General features: G+C 72.9%; 15 protein-coding genes. 4 read left to right on the forward strand and 11 right to left on the reverse strand.

Annotated elements, in window-relative coordinates:
* Positions 1-4: 4 nt before the first annotated feature.
* From gatA to ACIQMU_RS01175, 7 genes are all read right to left on the reverse strand, one after another.
* Positions 5-1,507, reverse strand: a complete 1,503-nt coding sequence (gene gatA, locus ACIQMU_RS01145; RefSeq protein ID WP_402688015.1) for an Asp-tRNA(Asn)/Glu-tRNA(Gln) amidotransferase subunit GatA — start codon at positions 1,505-1,507, stop codon at positions 5-7.
* Between the two features lie 5 nt (positions 1,508-1,512).
* Positions 1,513-1,809: an Asp-tRNA(Asn)/Glu-tRNA(Gln) amidotransferase subunit GatC gene (gene gatC, locus ACIQMU_RS01150; protein WP_003966094.1), complete on the reverse strand. Its 297-nt coding sequence runs from the start codon at positions 1,807-1,809 to the stop codon at positions 1,513-1,515.
* Positions 1,810-1,995: 186 nt separating this feature from the next.
* Positions 1,996-4,203 (reverse strand): putative bifunctional diguanylate cyclase/phosphodiesterase, encoded by a 2,208-nt coding sequence (locus ACIQMU_RS01155; protein ID WP_402688016.1) that lies wholly within the window; start codon positions 4,201-4,203, stop codon positions 1,996-1,998.
* A gap of 349 nt (positions 4,204-4,552) precedes the next feature.
* Positions 4,553-6,784 (reverse strand): NAD-dependent DNA ligase LigA, encoded by a 2,232-nt coding sequence (gene ligA, locus ACIQMU_RS01160; protein ID WP_352238338.1) that lies wholly within the window; start codon positions 6,782-6,784, stop codon positions 4,553-4,555.
* Between the two features lie 32 nt (positions 6,785-6,816).
* Entirely contained in the window at positions 6,817-7,845 is a 1,029-nt protein-coding gene (locus ACIQMU_RS01165) for a methionine synthase (protein WP_352238337.1), read from the reverse strand.
* A 51-nt stretch (positions 7,846-7,896) separates the two neighbouring features.
* Entirely contained in the window at positions 7,897-8,586 is a 690-nt protein-coding gene (locus ACIQMU_RS01170; protein WP_352238336.1) for an SDR family oxidoreductase, read from the reverse strand.
* A 51-nt stretch (positions 8,587-8,637) separates the two neighbouring features.
* Entirely contained in the window at positions 8,638-9,177 is a 540-nt protein-coding gene (locus ACIQMU_RS01175) for a TIGR00730 family Rossman fold protein (protein ID WP_352238335.1), read from the reverse strand.
* 190 nt (positions 9,178-9,367) lie between these two features.
* On the opposite strand from ACIQMU_RS01175, the gene ACIQMU_RS01180 reads away from it, so the two are divergent.
* Together ACIQMU_RS01180 and ACIQMU_RS01185 are read left to right on the forward strand one after the other, a co-directional pair.
* On the forward strand, positions 9,368-11,005 hold the full coding sequence (locus tag ACIQMU_RS01180) for a DUF4157 domain-containing protein (protein ID WP_352238334.1): 1,638 nt from the start codon (positions 9,368-9,370) through the stop codon (positions 11,003-11,005).
* Between the two features lie 160 nt (positions 11,006-11,165).
* On the forward strand, positions 11,166-11,969 hold the full coding sequence (locus ACIQMU_RS01185) for an alpha/beta fold hydrolase (protein ID WP_352238333.1): 804 nt from the start codon (positions 11,166-11,168) through the stop codon (positions 11,967-11,969).
* A gap of 94 nt (positions 11,970-12,063) precedes the next feature.
* Here the strand turns inward: ACIQMU_RS01185 and mnmA are convergent, their stop codons facing one another.
* Complete coding sequence (mnmA, locus tag ACIQMU_RS01190; RefSeq protein ID WP_352238332.1) at positions 12,064-13,200, reverse strand: tRNA 2-thiouridine(34) synthase MnmA; 1,137 nt, start codon at positions 13,198-13,200, stop codon at positions 12,064-12,066.
* A gap of 61 nt (positions 13,201-13,261) precedes the next feature.
* Here mnmA and ACIQMU_RS01195 point away from each other — a divergent pair, with 61 nt between their 5' ends.
* Positions 13,262-13,999 (forward strand): peptidoglycan recognition family protein, encoded by a 738-nt coding sequence (locus tag ACIQMU_RS01195; protein WP_352238331.1) that lies wholly within the window; start codon positions 13,262-13,264, stop codon positions 13,997-13,999.
* 11 nt (positions 14,000-14,010) lie between these two features.
* Here ACIQMU_RS01195 and ACIQMU_RS01200 read toward each other — a convergent pair whose 3' ends face one another.
* From ACIQMU_RS01200 to ACIQMU_RS01210, 3 genes are all read right to left on the reverse strand, one after another.
* Positions 14,011-15,180, reverse strand: a complete 1,170-nt coding sequence (locus ACIQMU_RS01200; protein ID WP_352238330.1) for a cysteine desulfurase family protein — start codon at positions 15,178-15,180, stop codon at positions 14,011-14,013.
* Positions 15,181-15,403: 223 nt separating this feature from the next.
* Positions 15,404-15,787, reverse strand: a complete 384-nt coding sequence (locus ACIQMU_RS01205) for a hypothetical protein (RefSeq protein WP_352238329.1) — start codon at positions 15,785-15,787, stop codon at positions 15,404-15,406.
* A 93-nt stretch (positions 15,788-15,880) separates the two neighbouring features.
* Complete coding sequence (locus ACIQMU_RS01210) at positions 15,881-16,102, reverse strand: hypothetical protein (protein ID WP_352238578.1); 222 nt, start codon at positions 16,100-16,102, stop codon at positions 15,881-15,883.
* A 94-nt stretch (positions 16,103-16,196) separates the two neighbouring features.
* Between ACIQMU_RS01210 and ACIQMU_RS01215 the strand changes: the two genes are divergently transcribed.
* A complete protein-coding gene (locus tag ACIQMU_RS01215) occupies positions 16,197-16,823 on the forward strand; it encodes a TetR family transcriptional regulator (protein WP_352238328.1) in 627 nt (208 codons plus the stop codon).
* The last annotated feature ends 78 nt before the right edge of the window (positions 16,824-16,901 follow it).

Genomic DNA, 16,901 nt, shown 5'->3' on the forward strand with positions numbered 1-16,901 from the left:
GCACTCACAGCGACGGAGCCTCCTCAAGCAGCGGGTGCCCCCACTTTTCCACGAACGCGGCCTCGACGGCCGCTCCGACCTTGTAGAGCCGGTCGTCCTTCATGGCGGGGGCGATGATCTGCAGTCCGACCGGCAGACCGTCCTCCGGGGCCAGGCCGCAGGGCAGCGACATGGCGGAGTTGCCGGCCAGGTTGGTGGGGATCGTGCACAGGTCCGCGAGGTACATCGCCATCGGGTCGTCGGCGCGCTCGCCGATCGGGAAGGCGGTGGTCGGGGTCGTCGGGGAGACGATCACGTCGACCTGCTCGAACGCCTTCTCGAAGTCCTGGGTGATGAGGGTGCGGACCTTCTGGGCCGAGCCGTAGTACGCGTCGTAGTAGCCGGAGCTGAGTGCGTACGTTCCCAGGATGACGCGGCGCTTGACCTCGTCGCCGAAGCCCGCCTCACGGGTGAGCGCGGTGACGTCCTCGGCCGACCTCGTGCCGTCGTCGCCGACCCGCAGGCCGTAGCGCATGGCGTCGAAGCGGGCCAGGTTGGAGGAGCACTCGGACGGCGCGATCAGGTAGTACGCGGACAGCGCGAGGTCGAAGGACGGGCAGTCCAGCTCGACGACCGTGGCGCCGAGCGACTTCAGCAGGTCGACCGACTCGTCGAACCGCTTCAGGACGCCGGCCTGGTAGCCCTCGCCGCGGAACTGCTTGACGACGCCGACGCGCATGCCCTGTACGGAGCCGTTGCGGGCGGCCTCGACGACCGGCGGGACCGGCGCGTCGATGGAGGTCGAGTCCAGCGGGTCGTGCCCGGCGATGGCCTCGTGCAGCAGCGCCGCGTCCAGGACCGTACGGGCGCAGGGCCCGCCCTGGTCGAGGGAGGAGGAGAAGGCGACCATGCCGTAGCGGGAGACGCCGCCGTAGGTGGGCTTGACGCCGACCGTGCCGGTGACGGAGGCGGGCTGGCGGATCGAGCCGCCGGTGTCCGTGCCGATGGCGAGCGGGGCCTCGTAGGAGGCCAGCGCGGCGGAGGAGCCGCCGCCGGAGCCGCCGGGGATGCGGGTGAGGTCCCAGGGGTTGCCGGTGGGGCCGTAGGCGCTGTTCTCGGTGGAGGACCCCATGGCGAACTCGTCCATGTTGGTCTTGCCGAGGATGACGACGTCGGCGGCGCGCAGCCGCTGCGTGAGCGTGGCGTCGTACGGCGGGATCCAGCCCTCAAGGATCTTGGAACCGACCGTGGTCGGCATGTCCTTGGTGGTGAAGATGTCCTTCAGCGCGAGCGGCACGCCGGCCAGCGGGCCGAGCTTCTCGCCCGCCTCCCGCTTCGCGTCCACGGCACGGGCCTGGGCGAGGGCGCCCTCGCGGTCGATGTGCAGGAAAGCGTGGACCTTCTCGTCGACCGCGTCGATCCGGGCCAGGTGGGCCTCGGTGACCTCGACGGCGGTCAGCTCGCCGGAGGCGATCTTCCCGGCGATCTCGGCCGCGGTGAGCTTGATGATGGTGCTGATGTCCGTCATGGCGGTTAGTCCTCCCCCAGGATCTGCGGCACCTTGAAACGCTGCTGCTCCTGGGCAGGGGCGCCGGAGAGCGCCTGCGCGGGGGTGAGCGACGGACGGACCTCGTCCGCGCGCATGACGTTGGTCAGCGGCAGCGGGTGGGAGGTCGGCGGTACGTCTTGGTCGGCGACCTCGGAGACGCGGGCGACCGCGCCGATGATGTCGTCGAGCTGACCGGCGAAGTGATCGAGCTCTTCGCCCTTCAGCTCCAGACGCGCCAGCCGGGCGAGGTGGGCGACCTCCTCGCGCGTGATGCCAGGCATGCAGCGATCCTCAGGGGTTGGTGTGTGGTTCTGGCCGGGGGCCGGGGCTCGTTTCCACGCGGCTGGTGGAAAATGTGCCGCCGGCCCCCAATCCTATGGGGTCCTCCGGGAGCGGGTACCCCACCCCGATCGGCCCAGCCCTTTTCCGGCGGCCCCCGGGAACCGGAGGAGGCGCCCCCGGGTCGCTCAGGGGCTCTCGGTCTCCGCCGTTCCCTTCACCGCGCCGTTCACCGCACCCTTCGCCACGCCGTTCGCCGCGCCTTTCGCCACGCCGTTCAGCGACGGGTTCATCGAGCCGGTCGCCGACCCGGTGGCGGTGGCCGCCGCCTGCGCCCTCAGCTCCGCCGGCCGCCGCCAGCCGTGCTCGCCGCGCGCCCGCAGCCACGCCGTCGTCTCCAGGGGCGGCATCGCGGCCGCCACCAGCCAGCCCTGCACCGCGTCGCACCGGAGGTCCCGCAGCCGTTCCCACGTCTCGTCGTCCTCGACGCCCTCGGCGACGACGACCAGACCCAGCGAGTGGGCCAGGTCGATGGTGCAGCGGACGATCTCCGCGTCCTCGTGGTCGACGGCCAGCCGGGCCACGAAGGACCGGTCGATCTTCAGCTCGCTGACCGGCAGTCTGCGCAGGTGGACCAGGGAGGAGTAGCCGGTGCCGAAGTCGTCGAGGGACATCTTCACGCCGTGCGCGGTGAGCCCGGCCAGAGTGTCGGCGGCGCGCTGCGGGTCCTCCAGCAGTACGTGCTCGGTGATCTCCAGTTGGAGCGCTCCCGCGGGCACGCCGTGACGGGCCAGGCGCGCCGCGACTCCCCCCGCGAAGCCGGGGGTGTGGACGTCGCGCGGGGAGACGTTGACCGCCACGGGCACGAACAGGCCCTGCGCCCGCCACCGGGCGACCTGCGCGAGCGCCGTCTCCAGGACGTACTCCGTGAGGTGCGGCATCAGGCCGGAGGACTCGGCGATCGCGATGAACTCGTCCGGGGGGACCCGTCCGCGCTCGGGGTGCACCCAGCGCACCAGCGCCTCCAGGCCGACCACCTGTCCGTCGAAGCGGACCTTGGGCTGGTAGTGCAGCTCGACCTCGCTCGCGTCCAGCGCCCGGCGCAGATCGCCGAGGAGCCCGAGCCGGTCGGGGGTGTTGCTGTCCCGCTTGGACTCGTAGACCTCCACACCCGTGCGGTCCCGCTTGGCCTGGTACATCGCGACGTCCGCCCGCCTCAGCAGGCCCTCGGCGTCCAGGGCGTGGTCGGGGTAGACGGCGACCCCCGCGCTGGCCTCCAGGACGAGGGTCAGCCCGTCCAGATCGAGCGGCGAGGACAGCGCGGCGACCAGATGGCGGGCGACCTGCTGGGCGCTGGTCGTCGAGTCGGTGTGCGGCAGCAGGACGGCGAACTCGTCGCCGCCGAGCCGGGCGGCCTCCGCGCCGCGGGGCAGGGCGAGCCTCAGGCGCTCCGCTATCTGCAGCAGCAGCCGGTCGCCGGCCAGGTGGCCCAGGGTGTCGTTGACCGCCCGGAACCGGTCCAGGTCGATCAGGACGAGGGCCGAGCGGGTGCCGATGCTCTCCGCGTCCTCCAGTGCCGACCAGGTCCGCTCCAGCAGCCACTGACGGTTGGGCAGCCCGGTCAGCGGGTCGCGCAGCTGCTCCTCGGCGCGGGCGCGGGCGATCCAGAGCGTGGAGTCCAGCGCGATCAGCGGGACCGCGAAGAGCGGCAGCAGGACGGGCATGGACATCGCGACGGCGCAGATCAGCGGGGCGAGCCCGAGGAGCGCCACGGCGACGAGCCCCTGCCGCAGCATCGCGGTACGGGCGATGGTGGGCAGCCCGCCGTTGTGCGGGGCCTGCGCGTACCACAGCAGGACCCGGGTGACGAGCAGATACGTCGACGCCGTCAGCAGCAGTTCCGGCACGGCGGCGATACCCCAGTCGAGTGGCCGCCAGGGGTTCTCGACGGTGGGCACCTCGCCGAAGGCGGCCAGCACGAGGGCGGCCGCGCCGATGCCCAGCATGTCCACCCCGCCGTGCAGCAGCCCCTGCCACCAGCGGTGTCTGCGGGCGGTCCCGACGAGCACCACGACGGCGAGGCTGACCAGCACGGCCGGCAGCCAGCCGTACAGCAGCAGCACGGCGAGGGTGAGGGCCGCCCCGGAGCCGGTGCCGCCCCACCAGCGGTCGCGGCCGAGCGCCACGAGATGGCCGACGATGATTCCGGTGAGCACGGCGAGGGACCAGCCCACCGCCCCGTCCGGGAAGAGCGCGTGGCCCAGCTGGACGGTCCGATAGGAGCCGACCGCCAGCAGCAGGGCGGCGATGCCCACGACGACGGCGCCCACGGGGGGCGTGAGGCCGACGAAACCTCGCAGCCGCGACACCGGGGCGGCGCTCTCGGTCGGTTTCATTCCGTCCCTCTCACAGCCGGCGGTGCCGATGTCCCTCGGTGGCGCCCGCTCCCGTGGCGCCACGGCCCGGTCGAGCGGCCGTGCACGGCGGGCGCACCTCTCAACAGTAGGCCGCGAAAGGCTTCCAGGGGCAGCGCTCCACAGCTCTTGCCCGAATGCGAACCGACCACCCGTCACCATCCGCCGGTGACCCGAACGAGTGGTACGGCAGGGCCGTTCGGGGGCCGGCCGACCCTTCTTCGCCCCTCTGCCCCGATTCATTCCCCGCACAGGCCGCGCCACGCCGGAGCAGCGTCTCGAAGGCGTCTCGATCCGGAGAACGCCGGGCGAACACCGGTCCGGCGGGCGGTTACTCCGTGCTCTTCTCCGCTGCGGCTCCGGGCGTGGCCTCCGGGACCGGCAGGGCCGCCTCCTCGGCACGTTCGGGGCCCTGTTCGAGCAGGATCGCGAATCCGTCCTCGTCGAGCACGGGAACCTTCAGCTGCATCGCCTTGTCGAACTTGGAGCCGGGGTTGTCGCCGACGACCACGAAGGCGGTCTTCTTGGACACCGATCCGGCGACCTTCGCGCCGAGGGCCTGGAGCGCCTCCTTCGCACCGTCCCGGGTGTGGCCCGCCAGGGTGCCCGTGACGACGACGGTGAGACCTTCGAGGGGGCGGGGTCCCTCGTCCTCGTCGGAACGCTCGTCCGCCATCCGTACGCCGGCCTCGCGCCACTTCCGCACGATCTCGCGGTGCCAGTCCTCGGCGAACCACTGCTTGACCGAGGCCGCGATGGTCGGCCCCACCCCGTCGGCGGCGGCCAGTTCCTCCTCGCTCGCCTCGTCGATCCGGTCGATGGAGCGGAACTGACGGGCCAGCTCCTGGGCGGCGACCGGGCCCACGTGCCGGATGGAGAGCCCGGTGAGAACCCGCGCGAGGGGGGCCTCCTTGGCGGCGGCGATGCCCTCCAGCATGGCGAGGGCGTTCTTCTTCGGCTCGCCCCGCTGGTTGGCGAAGACCGTCGCGATCTTCTCCTCGCCGGTCTTCGGGTCACGCTTGGGCAGCCCGCTGTCCTGGTCCAGGACGAACGCGCGGATCGGCAGCAGCTGGTCGATGGTGAGGGAGAACAGGTCGCCCTCGTCCCGCAGGACGGGCTCGGCGGGCTCCAGCGGCCGGGTCAGCGCCGCCGCGGCCACATAGCCGAAGTGGTCGATGTCCAGGCTCTTGCGCCCGGCGAGGTAGAAGACCCGTTCGCGCAACTGGGCAGGACAGGAGCGGGCGTTCGGGCAGCGGAGGTCGATGTCGCCCTCCTTCATGGGGCGCAACTCCGTCCCGCACTCGGGGCAGTGGGACGGCATCTCGAAGGCCCGCTCGGTGCCGTCGCGCAGGTCGACCACCGGGCCGAGGATCTCGGGGATGACCTCGCCGGCCTTGCGGATGACCACGGTGTCGCCGATGAGGACGCCCTTGGCCCTGACCACGTTCTGGTTGTGCAGGGTGGCGAACTCGACCTCGGAACCGGCCACTTCGACCGGCTCGACCTGGGCGTACGGGGTGACGCGGCCGGTGCGGCCGACGCCGACGCGGATGTTGACCAGCTTGGTGTTGACCTCTTCGGGGGCGTACTTCCAGGCGATGGCCCAGCGCGGGGCGCGCGAGGTGGAGCCCAGGCGTCCCTGGAGGGGGATCTCGTCGAGCTTGACGACGACACCGTCGATCTCGTGCTCCACGGAGTGCCGGTTCTCGCCGTAGTGGGCGATGAACTCCCGTACGCCGTCGAGGGAGCCGACGACCTTGTTGTGCCGGGCGGTGGGCAGCCCCCAGGCGTTGAGCAGCTCGTACGCCTGGGAGAGGCGGTCGATGCTCAGGCCCTCGTGGGCGCCGATGCCGTGCACCACCATGTGCAGCGGGCGGGTGGCGGTGACCCTGGGGTCCTTCTGGCGCAGCGAACCGGCCGCCGCGTTGCGCGGGTTGGCGAAGGGCTTGTCGTCGGCCGCGACCAGCCGGGCGTTCAGCTCCTCGAAGTCCTCCATGGGGAAGAAGACCTCGCCGCGGATCTCGACGAGTGCCGGGATGTCCCCACCCGTCAGGCGGTGCGGGATCTCGGCGATGGTCCGGATGTTCGGGGTGATGTCCTCGCCGGTGCGGCCGTCGCCGCGGGTCGCGGCCCGGGTGAGGCGGCCGTGCTCGTAGGTGAGGTTGACGGCGAGGCCGTCGACCTTCAGCTCGCACAGGAAGTGGTGGCCGGGTGTGCCGACGTCCCTGCCGACCCGGTCCGCCCAGGCGGCCAGCTCCTCGTCGTCGAAGGCGTTGTCCAGGGAGAGCATGCGTTCGCGGTGCTCCACGGAGGTGAACTCCGTGCGGTAGGGCCCGGCGACCTTCTGGGTCGGGGAGTCCGGGGTGCGCAGCGCCGGGTGCTCCTCCTCCAGCGCCTCCAGCGAGCGCATCAGCCGGTCGAACTCGCCGTCGCTGATGACCGGCTGGTCCTTCACGTAGTAGCGGAAGCGGTGCTCCTCGATCTGCTCGGCCAGCAGGGCGTGCTCCTCCCGCACACCCGCCGGAACCGAGCTCTCCTGCTCCACCCGCTGTTCGCCGGCCATCGTCCCGTCCTCCCGTTTGCCCGTCGTCCCCGTCACTCAGGGTTGTCCGCGAGCGACCTCGCCGCTCTGGCGCTGTGGGCGAGCGCGGTACGGGCGTACGCGGGCGACGCACCCGCGAGGCCGCACGTCGGGGTGATCGCGACGGACTCGGCGAGAGTCCCCGGATTCAGCCCCAGCCTGCTCCACAGCGTCCTGACTCCCATGACGCTACCGCCCGGGTCCGACAATGCGTCCGAGGCGGCGTCGGTGGAGGGCACCACACCGAGGAACAGGTGGGTGCCGCCCTCGACGGCTTCCCCGACCGCCTCCTCCTCACGCTCGGTCAGCAACGAGAAGTCGATCGAGATTCCGTCGGCCCCGGCCCTGCGCAGCAGCCCGAAAGGCACTTCGGGGGCGCAGGAGTGGACGAGCGTCGTCCCGTCCTCGCCCGCCGAGGCCAGGACGTCGCGCAGGGTCGCCTCGACCACCTGGCGGTCGACGGCACGGTAGGTGCGGTAGCCGCTGGCGGAGCGGACCCGGCCCAGCAGGACGGCGGTCAGGGAGGGTTCGTCCAGCTGGAGGACGACCTTCGCCCCGGGCATCCGCCGGCGGACCTCCGCGAGGTGGGCGCGGATTCCCTCGGCCAGCGATCCGGCCAGGTCACGGCAGGCGCCCGGGTCGGCCAGCATCGCTTCGCCGCCGCGCAGTTCCAGTCCGGCGGCCAGGGTCCAGGGACCGACGGCCTGGACCTTGAGCAGGCCCTCGTACCCCTGGGTGAACTCCTCCAGTGCGTCCAGGTCCTCACCCAGCCAGGAACGGGCGCGCCGGGTGTCGCGGCCGGGCCGGTCGCTGATCCGCCAGCCGCTCGGCTCGACGTGTCCGTACATCTCGACGAGCATGCCGATGGTCCGGCCGGTCATGTCGGCGCCCGGCCCGCGCGTGGGCAGTTCCGCCAGGTGGGGCATGCCCTGGCCGTCGGCGAAGGAGCCGGTGACGGTCTTCGCCGCCTCCCTCGCGTCTCCTCCGGGCATCGACCCGATGCCGGTCGCCGGGCACCCGCTGAACTTGCTCTTCTCGCTCACGCGGGAAGCCTACGGTCATCCGCGCGCCCACCGCGTACGCGGGGCGTCGCGTCAGCGGCCGGGGCGGACGGTGAGGTCGTTGACCTCGGCGTCGCGCGGCAGGTCGATGGCCATCAGGATCGTCGTCGCCACCGACTCGGGGTCGATCCAGCGGGCGGCGTCGTACTCCTGGCCCTGCTGCTGGTGCACCTTGGCCTGCATGGGGCTGGCGGTGCGGCCGGGATAAACGGTGGTGACGCGTACGCCGTTGCCGTGCTCCTCGTGGCGCAGGGAGTCGGCGAGCGCCTTGAGGCCGTGCTTGCTCGCGGCGTACGCGCTCCACTCGGCGTGGGCGGCGAGCCCGGCGCCGGAGTTCACGAACAGGACGTGACCCCGGGAGACGCGGAGCTGCGGGAGGAGGAGGCGGGTGATCTCGGCGGGGGCGATCAGGTTGGCGTTGAGCTGGAAGTGCCAGGCCGTGGGGGTGAGCTCCCCCACGGTGCCGAGTTCGACGACGCCCGCGATGTGCAGCAGGGTATCGATCCGCTCGGGCATGGTCTGCTGGCCGAACGCCCAGGACAGCCGGTCGGGGTTGCCGAGGTCGCCGACGAGCGTGCGCGCGCCCGGGTAGCGGTCGGCGAACTCCTTGGCGCGGCCGGCGTCGCGGGCCAGCAGGACGAGGTCGTCACCGCGCTCCAGGAGACGGCGGGCGACAGCGGCCCCGATGCCGGAACCGGCGCCGGTGATGAGGTGGGTAGACATGGGGCGATCCTAGGCCGAGCCGTGATCATCGAGTCCGAGGGACGCCCCTGCTCACTGGTGACCGGCGGACTCCTCCAGATAGGCGAGCGCGCCGACGCCGTCCTTGGCGAAGAAGACCAGGTCGGTCAGGGGAACGGGGAGGAAGCCCTCGTCCTCCATGCGCTGGAACTGCTGGCGCAGCCCGTCGTAGAAGCCCGCCGTGTTCAGCAGGACGACCGGCTTGGTGTGCTTGCCGTGCTTCTTCAGCTCCAGGATCTCGGTGGCCTCGTCGAGCGTCCCGGTCCCGCCGACCATGATCACCACGGCGTCGGCCTTCGCCAGGAGGAGCGCCTTGCGCTCCGCGAGGTCGCGGGCGATGACCATCTCGTCGGCGTCGGTCCGGGCCTTCGCGGCGAGGAAGTCGACGGACACGCCCACGAGCCGTCCGCCCGCCCGCTGCACGCCGTCCGCGACGACCTTCATCAGGCCGCTCTCCGACCCGCCCCAGACGAGGGTGTGCCCGCCCCGGCCGAGCAGCTCGGCGAACTCCCGGGCGGGCACGGTGTAGCGGTCGTCGAGGTCGGCGGCGGAGAGGAAGACGCAGATGTTCATGGGGCCACCGTACGACCCGCCTCGGGCGGTCTCCCGTTCGGCCCGTCGCGGACACGGCCGCACCGCCCCTGTCCGGTGGGCACCGTGGGTGGTGCCTCCGCAGACGTCGAACGCTGCCCTCCCGGTCATGTCCCCGCGCGCGCGGAGCCGGTATGCAGGAAGGAGTGTCACTCTCTGCGGAAGAAGATCCATGCGCGATCAAGGCAAGGTCCAGCAACCGGCGGCCGGGAAGGAGAGTCGCGCGGCGAGCCGTGTGCCGCCGGCCGGCCCGGTCGGCGACGCCGGGTCACCGCAGCCCGCTCTCCTCGCCCTCCAGAGCAGTGTCGGCAACGCCGCCGTACTGCAGATGCTCCACTCGGCGGGACGGCCGGGCGTACGGAGCGAGGGGCCGGAGCGGCATCGGCACGACGCCGGGTGCGGCCATCAGCCGGCCGAACGGCCCCAGGTACAGCGCTCCGCCGTCCATGACACCCTGCGCTCCGGCGGCCGGCCGCTGGACGCCGCGACGCGCGGCGAGATGGAGGCACGGCTCGGCGCCGACTTCTCCGACGTGCGCATCCACGACGACAGCGCGGCCAGAGCCTCGGCGACGGAGGTCGGAGCCCGCGCCTACACCTCCGGCAGCCATGTCGTCATCGGTGAGGGAGGCGGCGACAAGCACACCCTCGCCCATGAGCTGACCCATGTCATACAGCAGCGCCGGGGCCCGGTCGCGGGCACGGACAACGGCTCCGGGCTGAAGGTGTCCGACCCGTCGGACCGCTTCGAACGCGAGGCCGAGGCCAACGCGAGGCGGGTGCTCTCGGGGCCCGTGCCGGACGCGCCGGTGGCCGCCCAGCGTTCCGTGGCCGCCGCGGCCCCGGCGTCGCCCGCCGTGCAGCGGCGCGAGGACAACCCGTACGCCAAGGCCACCGACCACAACGGGTGGACGACCACCGCGCACCACATCGTGGCCCATGCCACGCTGACCACCGCCCTCGCGGCCCTGAGCGAGGAGGAGCGGCTCGACGTCCTCACCGCCGCTATACCCAAGGTCATCACCGAGGGCATGCTCGCCAACCTCAAGGTGAAGGTGCCACCGGAGGTCGGGAACACCCCCGCCTACCGGGAGGCCCTGAGGAAGCGGCTCGCCGACCGCGGCGTCCCGAACACCGAGTCCGTGCACGGGATCTCCTTCCAGGACATCCGTCACTCCTTCTTCGAGTGGCAGGCGGGCAATCAGTTCGTCGGCCCCAACACCTCGATCCGGGCGGAGCCGTCGGCGAGCGGCGACGACATCGACACCGACGGCCAGTACTTCACCTCGCTCAGCGACAAGCAGTTCGGCCAGCTCGTCTCGCTGGGCACGGACCTGAAGAAGCCCGGCATGGAGAACCCCGAGAGGGCCGAAACCCTCAAGAAGATCCTGATGCTCACCAAAAACCAGAAGGTCGCCGACTTCGACCCCGCCCAGTGGACCGAGGTCGCGGACGGGACGACGGTCGAGGAACTGGGCAAGGAGACGGGTCTGAGCCGGGCGCACATCACGAAGTACACCTTCTTCAAGCTCTCGGCCTCCGACGTCAGGGGCGGCAAGTACCACGACTTCACGCCGGCCGCGTCCGGTGGCGGGTTCGAGTACTACGGAAGGGCGATGCCCGACGCGCAGGCCAGGGGCGACTTCGTCTACATCCCGTACCTGACGCCGGCGGTTCCTCCGCCGAAGGAGGGCAAGCAGGCCGGACAGCGTCAGTCGCTCAAGGAGTTCTGCCAGACGCAGAAGGCGCCCACGTCCACCTTCCTGCCGAAGAAGCTGTACAACCCGTCCCGCAAGCCCGTGAAGAAGTGACCGGTACGGTCGAGGACCCCGGCGGCCGCGCTGTCCTTGGACCCTCGCGGGCCCCCGGGGGACGCGAGGGCGCCGCTCCGGCCGGGCGCCTCGACCGGAACGGCCGCGTTTTCCCTCCCCGCGGCGATGAGTTTTCCGGGCCGCTGCGGTCTGCACTCCCATGGACAGGACTCTCTCCGCCGACGGCACGCCCATCGCCTACCGCCGCCTGGGCGAGGGGCCGCCGCTGGTGCTGGTCGGCGGCGCGCTGAGCGCCGCGGCGGCCGACGTACCGCTGGCGGCTCTGCTCGCCCCGCGCTTCACAGTGATCACCTACGACCGCCGGGGCCGCGGCGCCAGCGGTGACGCCGGGCGCTGGACCGTGGCGCGGGAGGCCGAGGATCTCGCCGCCGTCGTCGGTGCGGCCGGAGCGGGCGCCTCGGTGTTCGGGATGTCGTCGGGCGGGGCGCTGGCGCTGGAGGCGGCGGCCGCCGGGCTCCCGGTGGAGCGGCTCGCCGTGTACGAGCCGCCCTACACGCCGGGCGCGTCCGGCCTGCTGTTCAAGGCCCGTTGCACGGCCCGGCTGCACCGGCTGCTGGCGGCCGGGGACCGGGGCGGCGCGGTGGAGCTGTTCCTGTCCATGACGGGCGTCGCGCCGGAGACGGCCGCCCGTCTCCGCCGCACCCCGAGATGGGCGGAGCTGGAGGCGATGGCGCACACCCTGGCGTACGACGACGCCCTGCTGGGCGACGGGACGGTCCCGGCGGACCGGTTCGCGGCCGTCACCGCACGGACGCTGGTGGTCTGCGGCGGCTTCAGCGGCGCCCCGGCGCGCGCGGCGACCCGGACCCTGGCCGAGGCCCTGCCGCGCGGCCGGCACCGCACGCTGACGGGCCAGATGCGCGAGGTGGCGCCCCACGTGCTCGCCCCGGTGCTGGCGGACTTCTTCGCCCGGGACGTGTACGCCTACCGGCAGGCGTCCTGAGCCGGGGGGCGGTCGCGCGCTTCACGCGTCGTGTCGGCCCCCGGCCGGTCCGGACGAAGGCCCGGGCTCGGGGGCGGGACTCAGGGGCGGGTGCTCAGCCGCCCGTCGGCATCCGCTCGCGGCGGCCCGTCGTGGCGATGGTGGCCGAGCCGACGACCCGGGTGCCGTCGTAGAGGACGACCGCCTGGCCGGGGGCCACGCCGCGGACCGGCTCGGTGAAGGTGACGTTCAGCTCGGTGCCGTCCACCAGCTCGGCCGTGACCTCACTCTCCCCGCCGTGGGCGCGCAGCTGGGCGGTGTACGTACCCGGGCCGGACGGCGGCGTACCGCACCAGCGGGGCTTGATGGCGGTCAGCGAGGTCACGTCGAGCGCCTCGACCGGGCCGACGGTGACGGTGTTGTTCACCGGGGAGATGTCGAGGACGTAGCGCGGCTTGCCGTCGGGCGCCGGGTGGCCGATCTTCAGGCCCTTGCGCTGGCCGATGGTGAAGCCGAACGCGCCCTCGTGGGTGCCCAGCTTCGTACCGGACTCGTCGAGGATGTCGCCCTCGGCCGGGCCGCCGAGGCGGTTCGCCAGGAAGCCCTGGGTGTCGCCGTCGGCGATGAAGCAGATGTCGTGGCTGTCGGGCTTCTTGGCGACGGCCAGGCCCCGGCGCTCGGCCTCGGCCCGGATCTCGTCCTTGGTGGTGAGGGTGTCGCCGAGCGGGAACATGGCGTGGGCGAGCTGTTTCTCGTCCAGGACGCCGAGCACATAGCTCTGGTCCTTGGCCATGTCGGAGGCGCGGTGCAGCTCACGGCTGCCGTCCTCGGCGAGCACCACCGTGGCGTAGTGGCCGGTGCACACGGCGTCGAAGCCGAGGGCGAGGGCCTTGTCGAGCAGCGCGGCGAACTTGATCTTCTCGTTGCAGCGCAGGCACGGGTTGGGCGTACGCCCGGCCTCGTACTCGGCGACGAAGTCCTCGACGACGTCCTCGCGGAAGCGTTCCGCCAGGTCCCAGACGTAGAACGGGATACCGATGACGTCGGCCGCGCGGCGGGCGTCCCGGGAGTCCTCGATCGTGCAACACCCGCGGGCCCCGGTCCGGAAGGACTGGGGGTTCGCGGACAGGGCGAGGTGGACACCGGTCACGTCGTGGCCCGCCTCGGCGGCGCGGGCGGCGGCGACGGCGGAGTCCACGCCGCCCGACATCGCGGCGAGGACACGCAGGGGGCGCTGGGAAGTCTGAGTCATAGCTCCCCCAGGGTACGGGTCACCGGGAACCGAACGCTCGCGGATACGCGTTGACGATCACATGGGGAACAACGAGAGCACCCGGGCGTCGGACCAGCCCGCAGATTCGTCGTCGCGGAAGACGCCGGCCAACGGCGTCAGCCGGCGCGCCCTGCTGATCGGCGGCGGTGCGGTGGCGGCCGCCGGCACGGCCGCCGTGCTCGCGCGGGACCGGGTGAAGCGCCTGTGGTGGCGGGTGCCCGGCGTCGAGAAGCCCCGGAAGCCGGGCGAGCTGGACTACCCGGGGGCGACCTGGGTCGCCGCGTCGGAGGCGAACTGGCGGCGTGCCGACCGCCCCGACGACTTCACGATCGACCGGGTGATCATCCATGTCACCCAGGGCAGCTTCGCCAGCGCGGTGAGGGTGTTCCAGGACCCCGCCCACCGGGCCGCCACGCACTACATCGTCGGACAGGACGGGCGGGTGGTGCAGATGATCCGCGAGCTGGACGTGGCGTACCAGGCGGGCGACCGCGCGTACAACGAGCGAGCCGTCGGCATCGAGCACGAGGGGTTCGTGGACCGGCCGAAGGACCTCACGAAGGCGATGTACGCGTCCTCGGCGCGGCTCACGGCGTCGATCTGCGCCCGGCACGGCATACCCGTCGACCGGGAGCACATCATCGGCCATGTGGAGGTGCCGGGCACCGACCACACCGATCCGGGACCGCACTGGGACTGGGACCGCTACCTGGAGCTGGTGCGGCGGGCCGCGACGGCGACGCCCGGCCCTTCCCCCTCGCCGTCGGCGAAGGCGTAGCCGCGCCCGCCTCAGCTGAGACCGGCCGTCCTCGCCCGCTCCACCGCCGGGCCGATCGCCTCGGCGAGCGCCTTCACGTCCTCCTCGGTCGAGGTGTGGCCGAGCGAGAAGCGCAGGGTGCCCCGGGCCAGGTCCGGGTCGGTGCCGGTGGCGAGCAGGACGTGGCTGGGCTGGGCGATCCCGGCGGTGCACGCGGAACCGGTTGAGCACTCGATGCCCTGGGCGTCCAGCAGCAGCAGCAAAGAGTCGCCCTCGCAGCCCGGGAAGCTGAAGTGGGCGTTCGCCGGGAGGCGTCCGGCCGGGTCCGGGTCGCCGCCGAGGACGGCGTCCGGCACGGCTCGGCGCACGGCGGCCACGAGGTCGTCGCGCAGGGAGCCCACCCGCCGCGCGAACTGCTCGCGCCGCTCGGCCGCCAGCCGTCCGGCGACCGCGAAGGAGGCGACGGCGGGCACGTCCAGGGTGCCGGAGCGCACGTGCCGCTCCTGGCCGCCGCCGTGCAGCACGGGTACGGGGGTGTGGTCCCGGCCCAGCAACAGCGCGCCGATCCCGAAGGGGCCGCCGATCTTGTGGCCGCTGACCGTCATCGCGGCCAGTCCGGAGCGGGCGAAGTCGACCTCCAGCTGACCGAACGCCTGAACCGCGTCGGCGTGCATGGGGATGGAGAACTCCGCGGCCACCGCCGCCAGTTCCCGTACCGGCATGATGGTGCCGATCTCGTTGTTGGCCCACATCACGGTGATCATCGCGACGTCGTCGGGATTGCGGAGGATCGCCTCGCGCAGGTCCTCGGGGTGCACCCGGCCGTAGCGGTCCACGGGGAGATGGTCGACGGTCGCGCCCTCGTGCTCCGCGAGCCAGTCGACGGCGTCCAGGACGGCGTGGTGCTCGACGGGGCCGGAGAGGACCCGGGTACGGCGGGGGTCGGCGTCGCGGCGGGACCAGTAGAGGCCCTTCACCGCGAGGTTGTCGGCCTCCGTCCCGCCGGAGGTGAGGACGACCTCGCTGGGGCGTGCTCCGAGGGCGTCGGCGAGGGCCTCTCTGGACTCCTCGACGGTACGGCGGGCCCGGCGCCCGGCGGCGTGCAGCGAGGACGCGTTGCCGGTGGCGGAGAGCTGGGCGGTCATCGCCCCGATCGCTTCGGGAAGCATCGGGGTGGTCGCGGCGTGGTCGAGGTAGGCCATGGTGGGGCCGATTCTACGAGCCCCGGGCGGGGCGCATGCCGGGCGCGTCACGGCCCGGTCCCCGCGCACGCCCGCGCCGGCGTGCGGCGGGCGGCTCGGAGCCCGGTACGGGGCCCGGAACGGGGCCCGGAACGGGGCCCGGAACGGGGCCCGGAACGGGGCCCGGTACGGAGGCGGCCCGGAACGGAGGGTACGGCGTACGGGGCGGCACCAGGTGCGGGCGTCAGCCGCCGAGGTCCCAGACGACCGTGCCGTCGACGGTGACCAGGGCAGCGAGTACGGCGAGGTCGGCGACGCCCAGGGCGAGCCCCAGCCGGGCGCGCCCCCGGCGGCGGGTGCGGCGGGCCAGGGCCATCAGGGCCATGACGATGGCGGTGGGCCCGAGCAGGATGTTGAAGACCAGGAGCCCGACGAGACCGAGGACGAACGAGGCGACGGCGAGACCGTCCGCGTCCCGGCCCACGGCCCGCAAGGCCCCGGCGGCCGTATCCGTATCCGCGACCGGAGCGGGGCGCTGAGCGGCGCCTTCGGGAGCGGCGCCGCCGGCTTCCCGGCCGCCGGCGGCATCGGTGGCGGCCGGGCGGCGGGCGAGGTCAGTGGGGGTCATGGTGCGAGCTCCTTCGGATCGGTCCGGGGAACGGCGGGCTCGACGGATGCGGGCGCTTCGGCGGAGCGGGCGCGGGCGCTTCGGCGGAGCGGGTCAGCGAGTGCGGCGCGACGTGCGCTCGCGGACGGCGAAGGCCAGCAGCCAGCCGCCGATCACGCTCGCGGCGACCAGGGTCAGCGGCAGCGGGATGTGGGCGACCGCCCCGAGGGCGATCCCCAGCAGCAGCAGCGCGGCGACGAGGACGAGCACGGCGGAACCTCTCTGTGCGACGACGAGGACGTCCGGAGGCCGTTCCGGAGCCGTTCCGGAGGCCACTCGGAAACCAGTCGGAGTACGAGTGTTCACTGACTCAGAAGCCTAAACCCCTGCCCCCTTCCTCGACTCGGAGAACGGTTGTTTACTGAATGGCATGAGTCACACCCCCGCCGGCATCCGCCAGGCCCAGAAGCTCAGGACGCGCCGGGCGCTTCTGGACGCGGCGCTCGCGCTGCTGGAACACCAGAGCCTGAGCAGCCTGGGCCTGCGGGAGGTCACCCGGGCCGCCGGGGTCACTCCGACGGCCTTCTACCGGCACTTCGAGGACACCGCCGCACTCGGCGTCGCCCTCGTCGAGGAGACCCTGGGCAGCCTGCACGGGCTGATCGGCGCGGTGCTCGCGGCGACGGGCGACAGCGAGGAGCGGCTGGACCGCAGCGTGGAGGTGATAGCGCGCCATGTCGGCGCGCAGCCCGCCCACTTCCGGTTCATCGCCCGTGAGCAGCACGGCGGGGTGGGCGCGGTGCGCGCGGCCATCGCCGCCCAACTGCTGCGGTTCGCGGAGGAGGTGGCGTCCGCGCTGGGCGAGGAGCCGGAGTCGGCCGGGTGGCGGGCGGAGGACCTGCTGATGCTGGGCGGCCTCTATGTGGACCACATGGTGATCACCGCGTCGGCCCTGCTGGAGGCCGGTCCGGCAGGTGAGCGGGAGATCGTCCGGGTGGCCCGGCGCCGGCTGCGGCTGGTATCGATCGGCCGCGAGCACTGGCTGGACGAGGGGTGAGCGGACACGCCCGGGAGGCCCGCCGCCCCGGGGGCCCCGCCGCCCCGGGAGCCCCGCCGCCCCGGGAGGCCCGCCTCC

Source organism: Streptomyces sp. NPDC091649 (assembly GCF_044756785.1).
Lineage (GTDB): Bacteria > Actinomycetota > Actinomycetes > Streptomycetales > Streptomycetaceae > Streptomyces.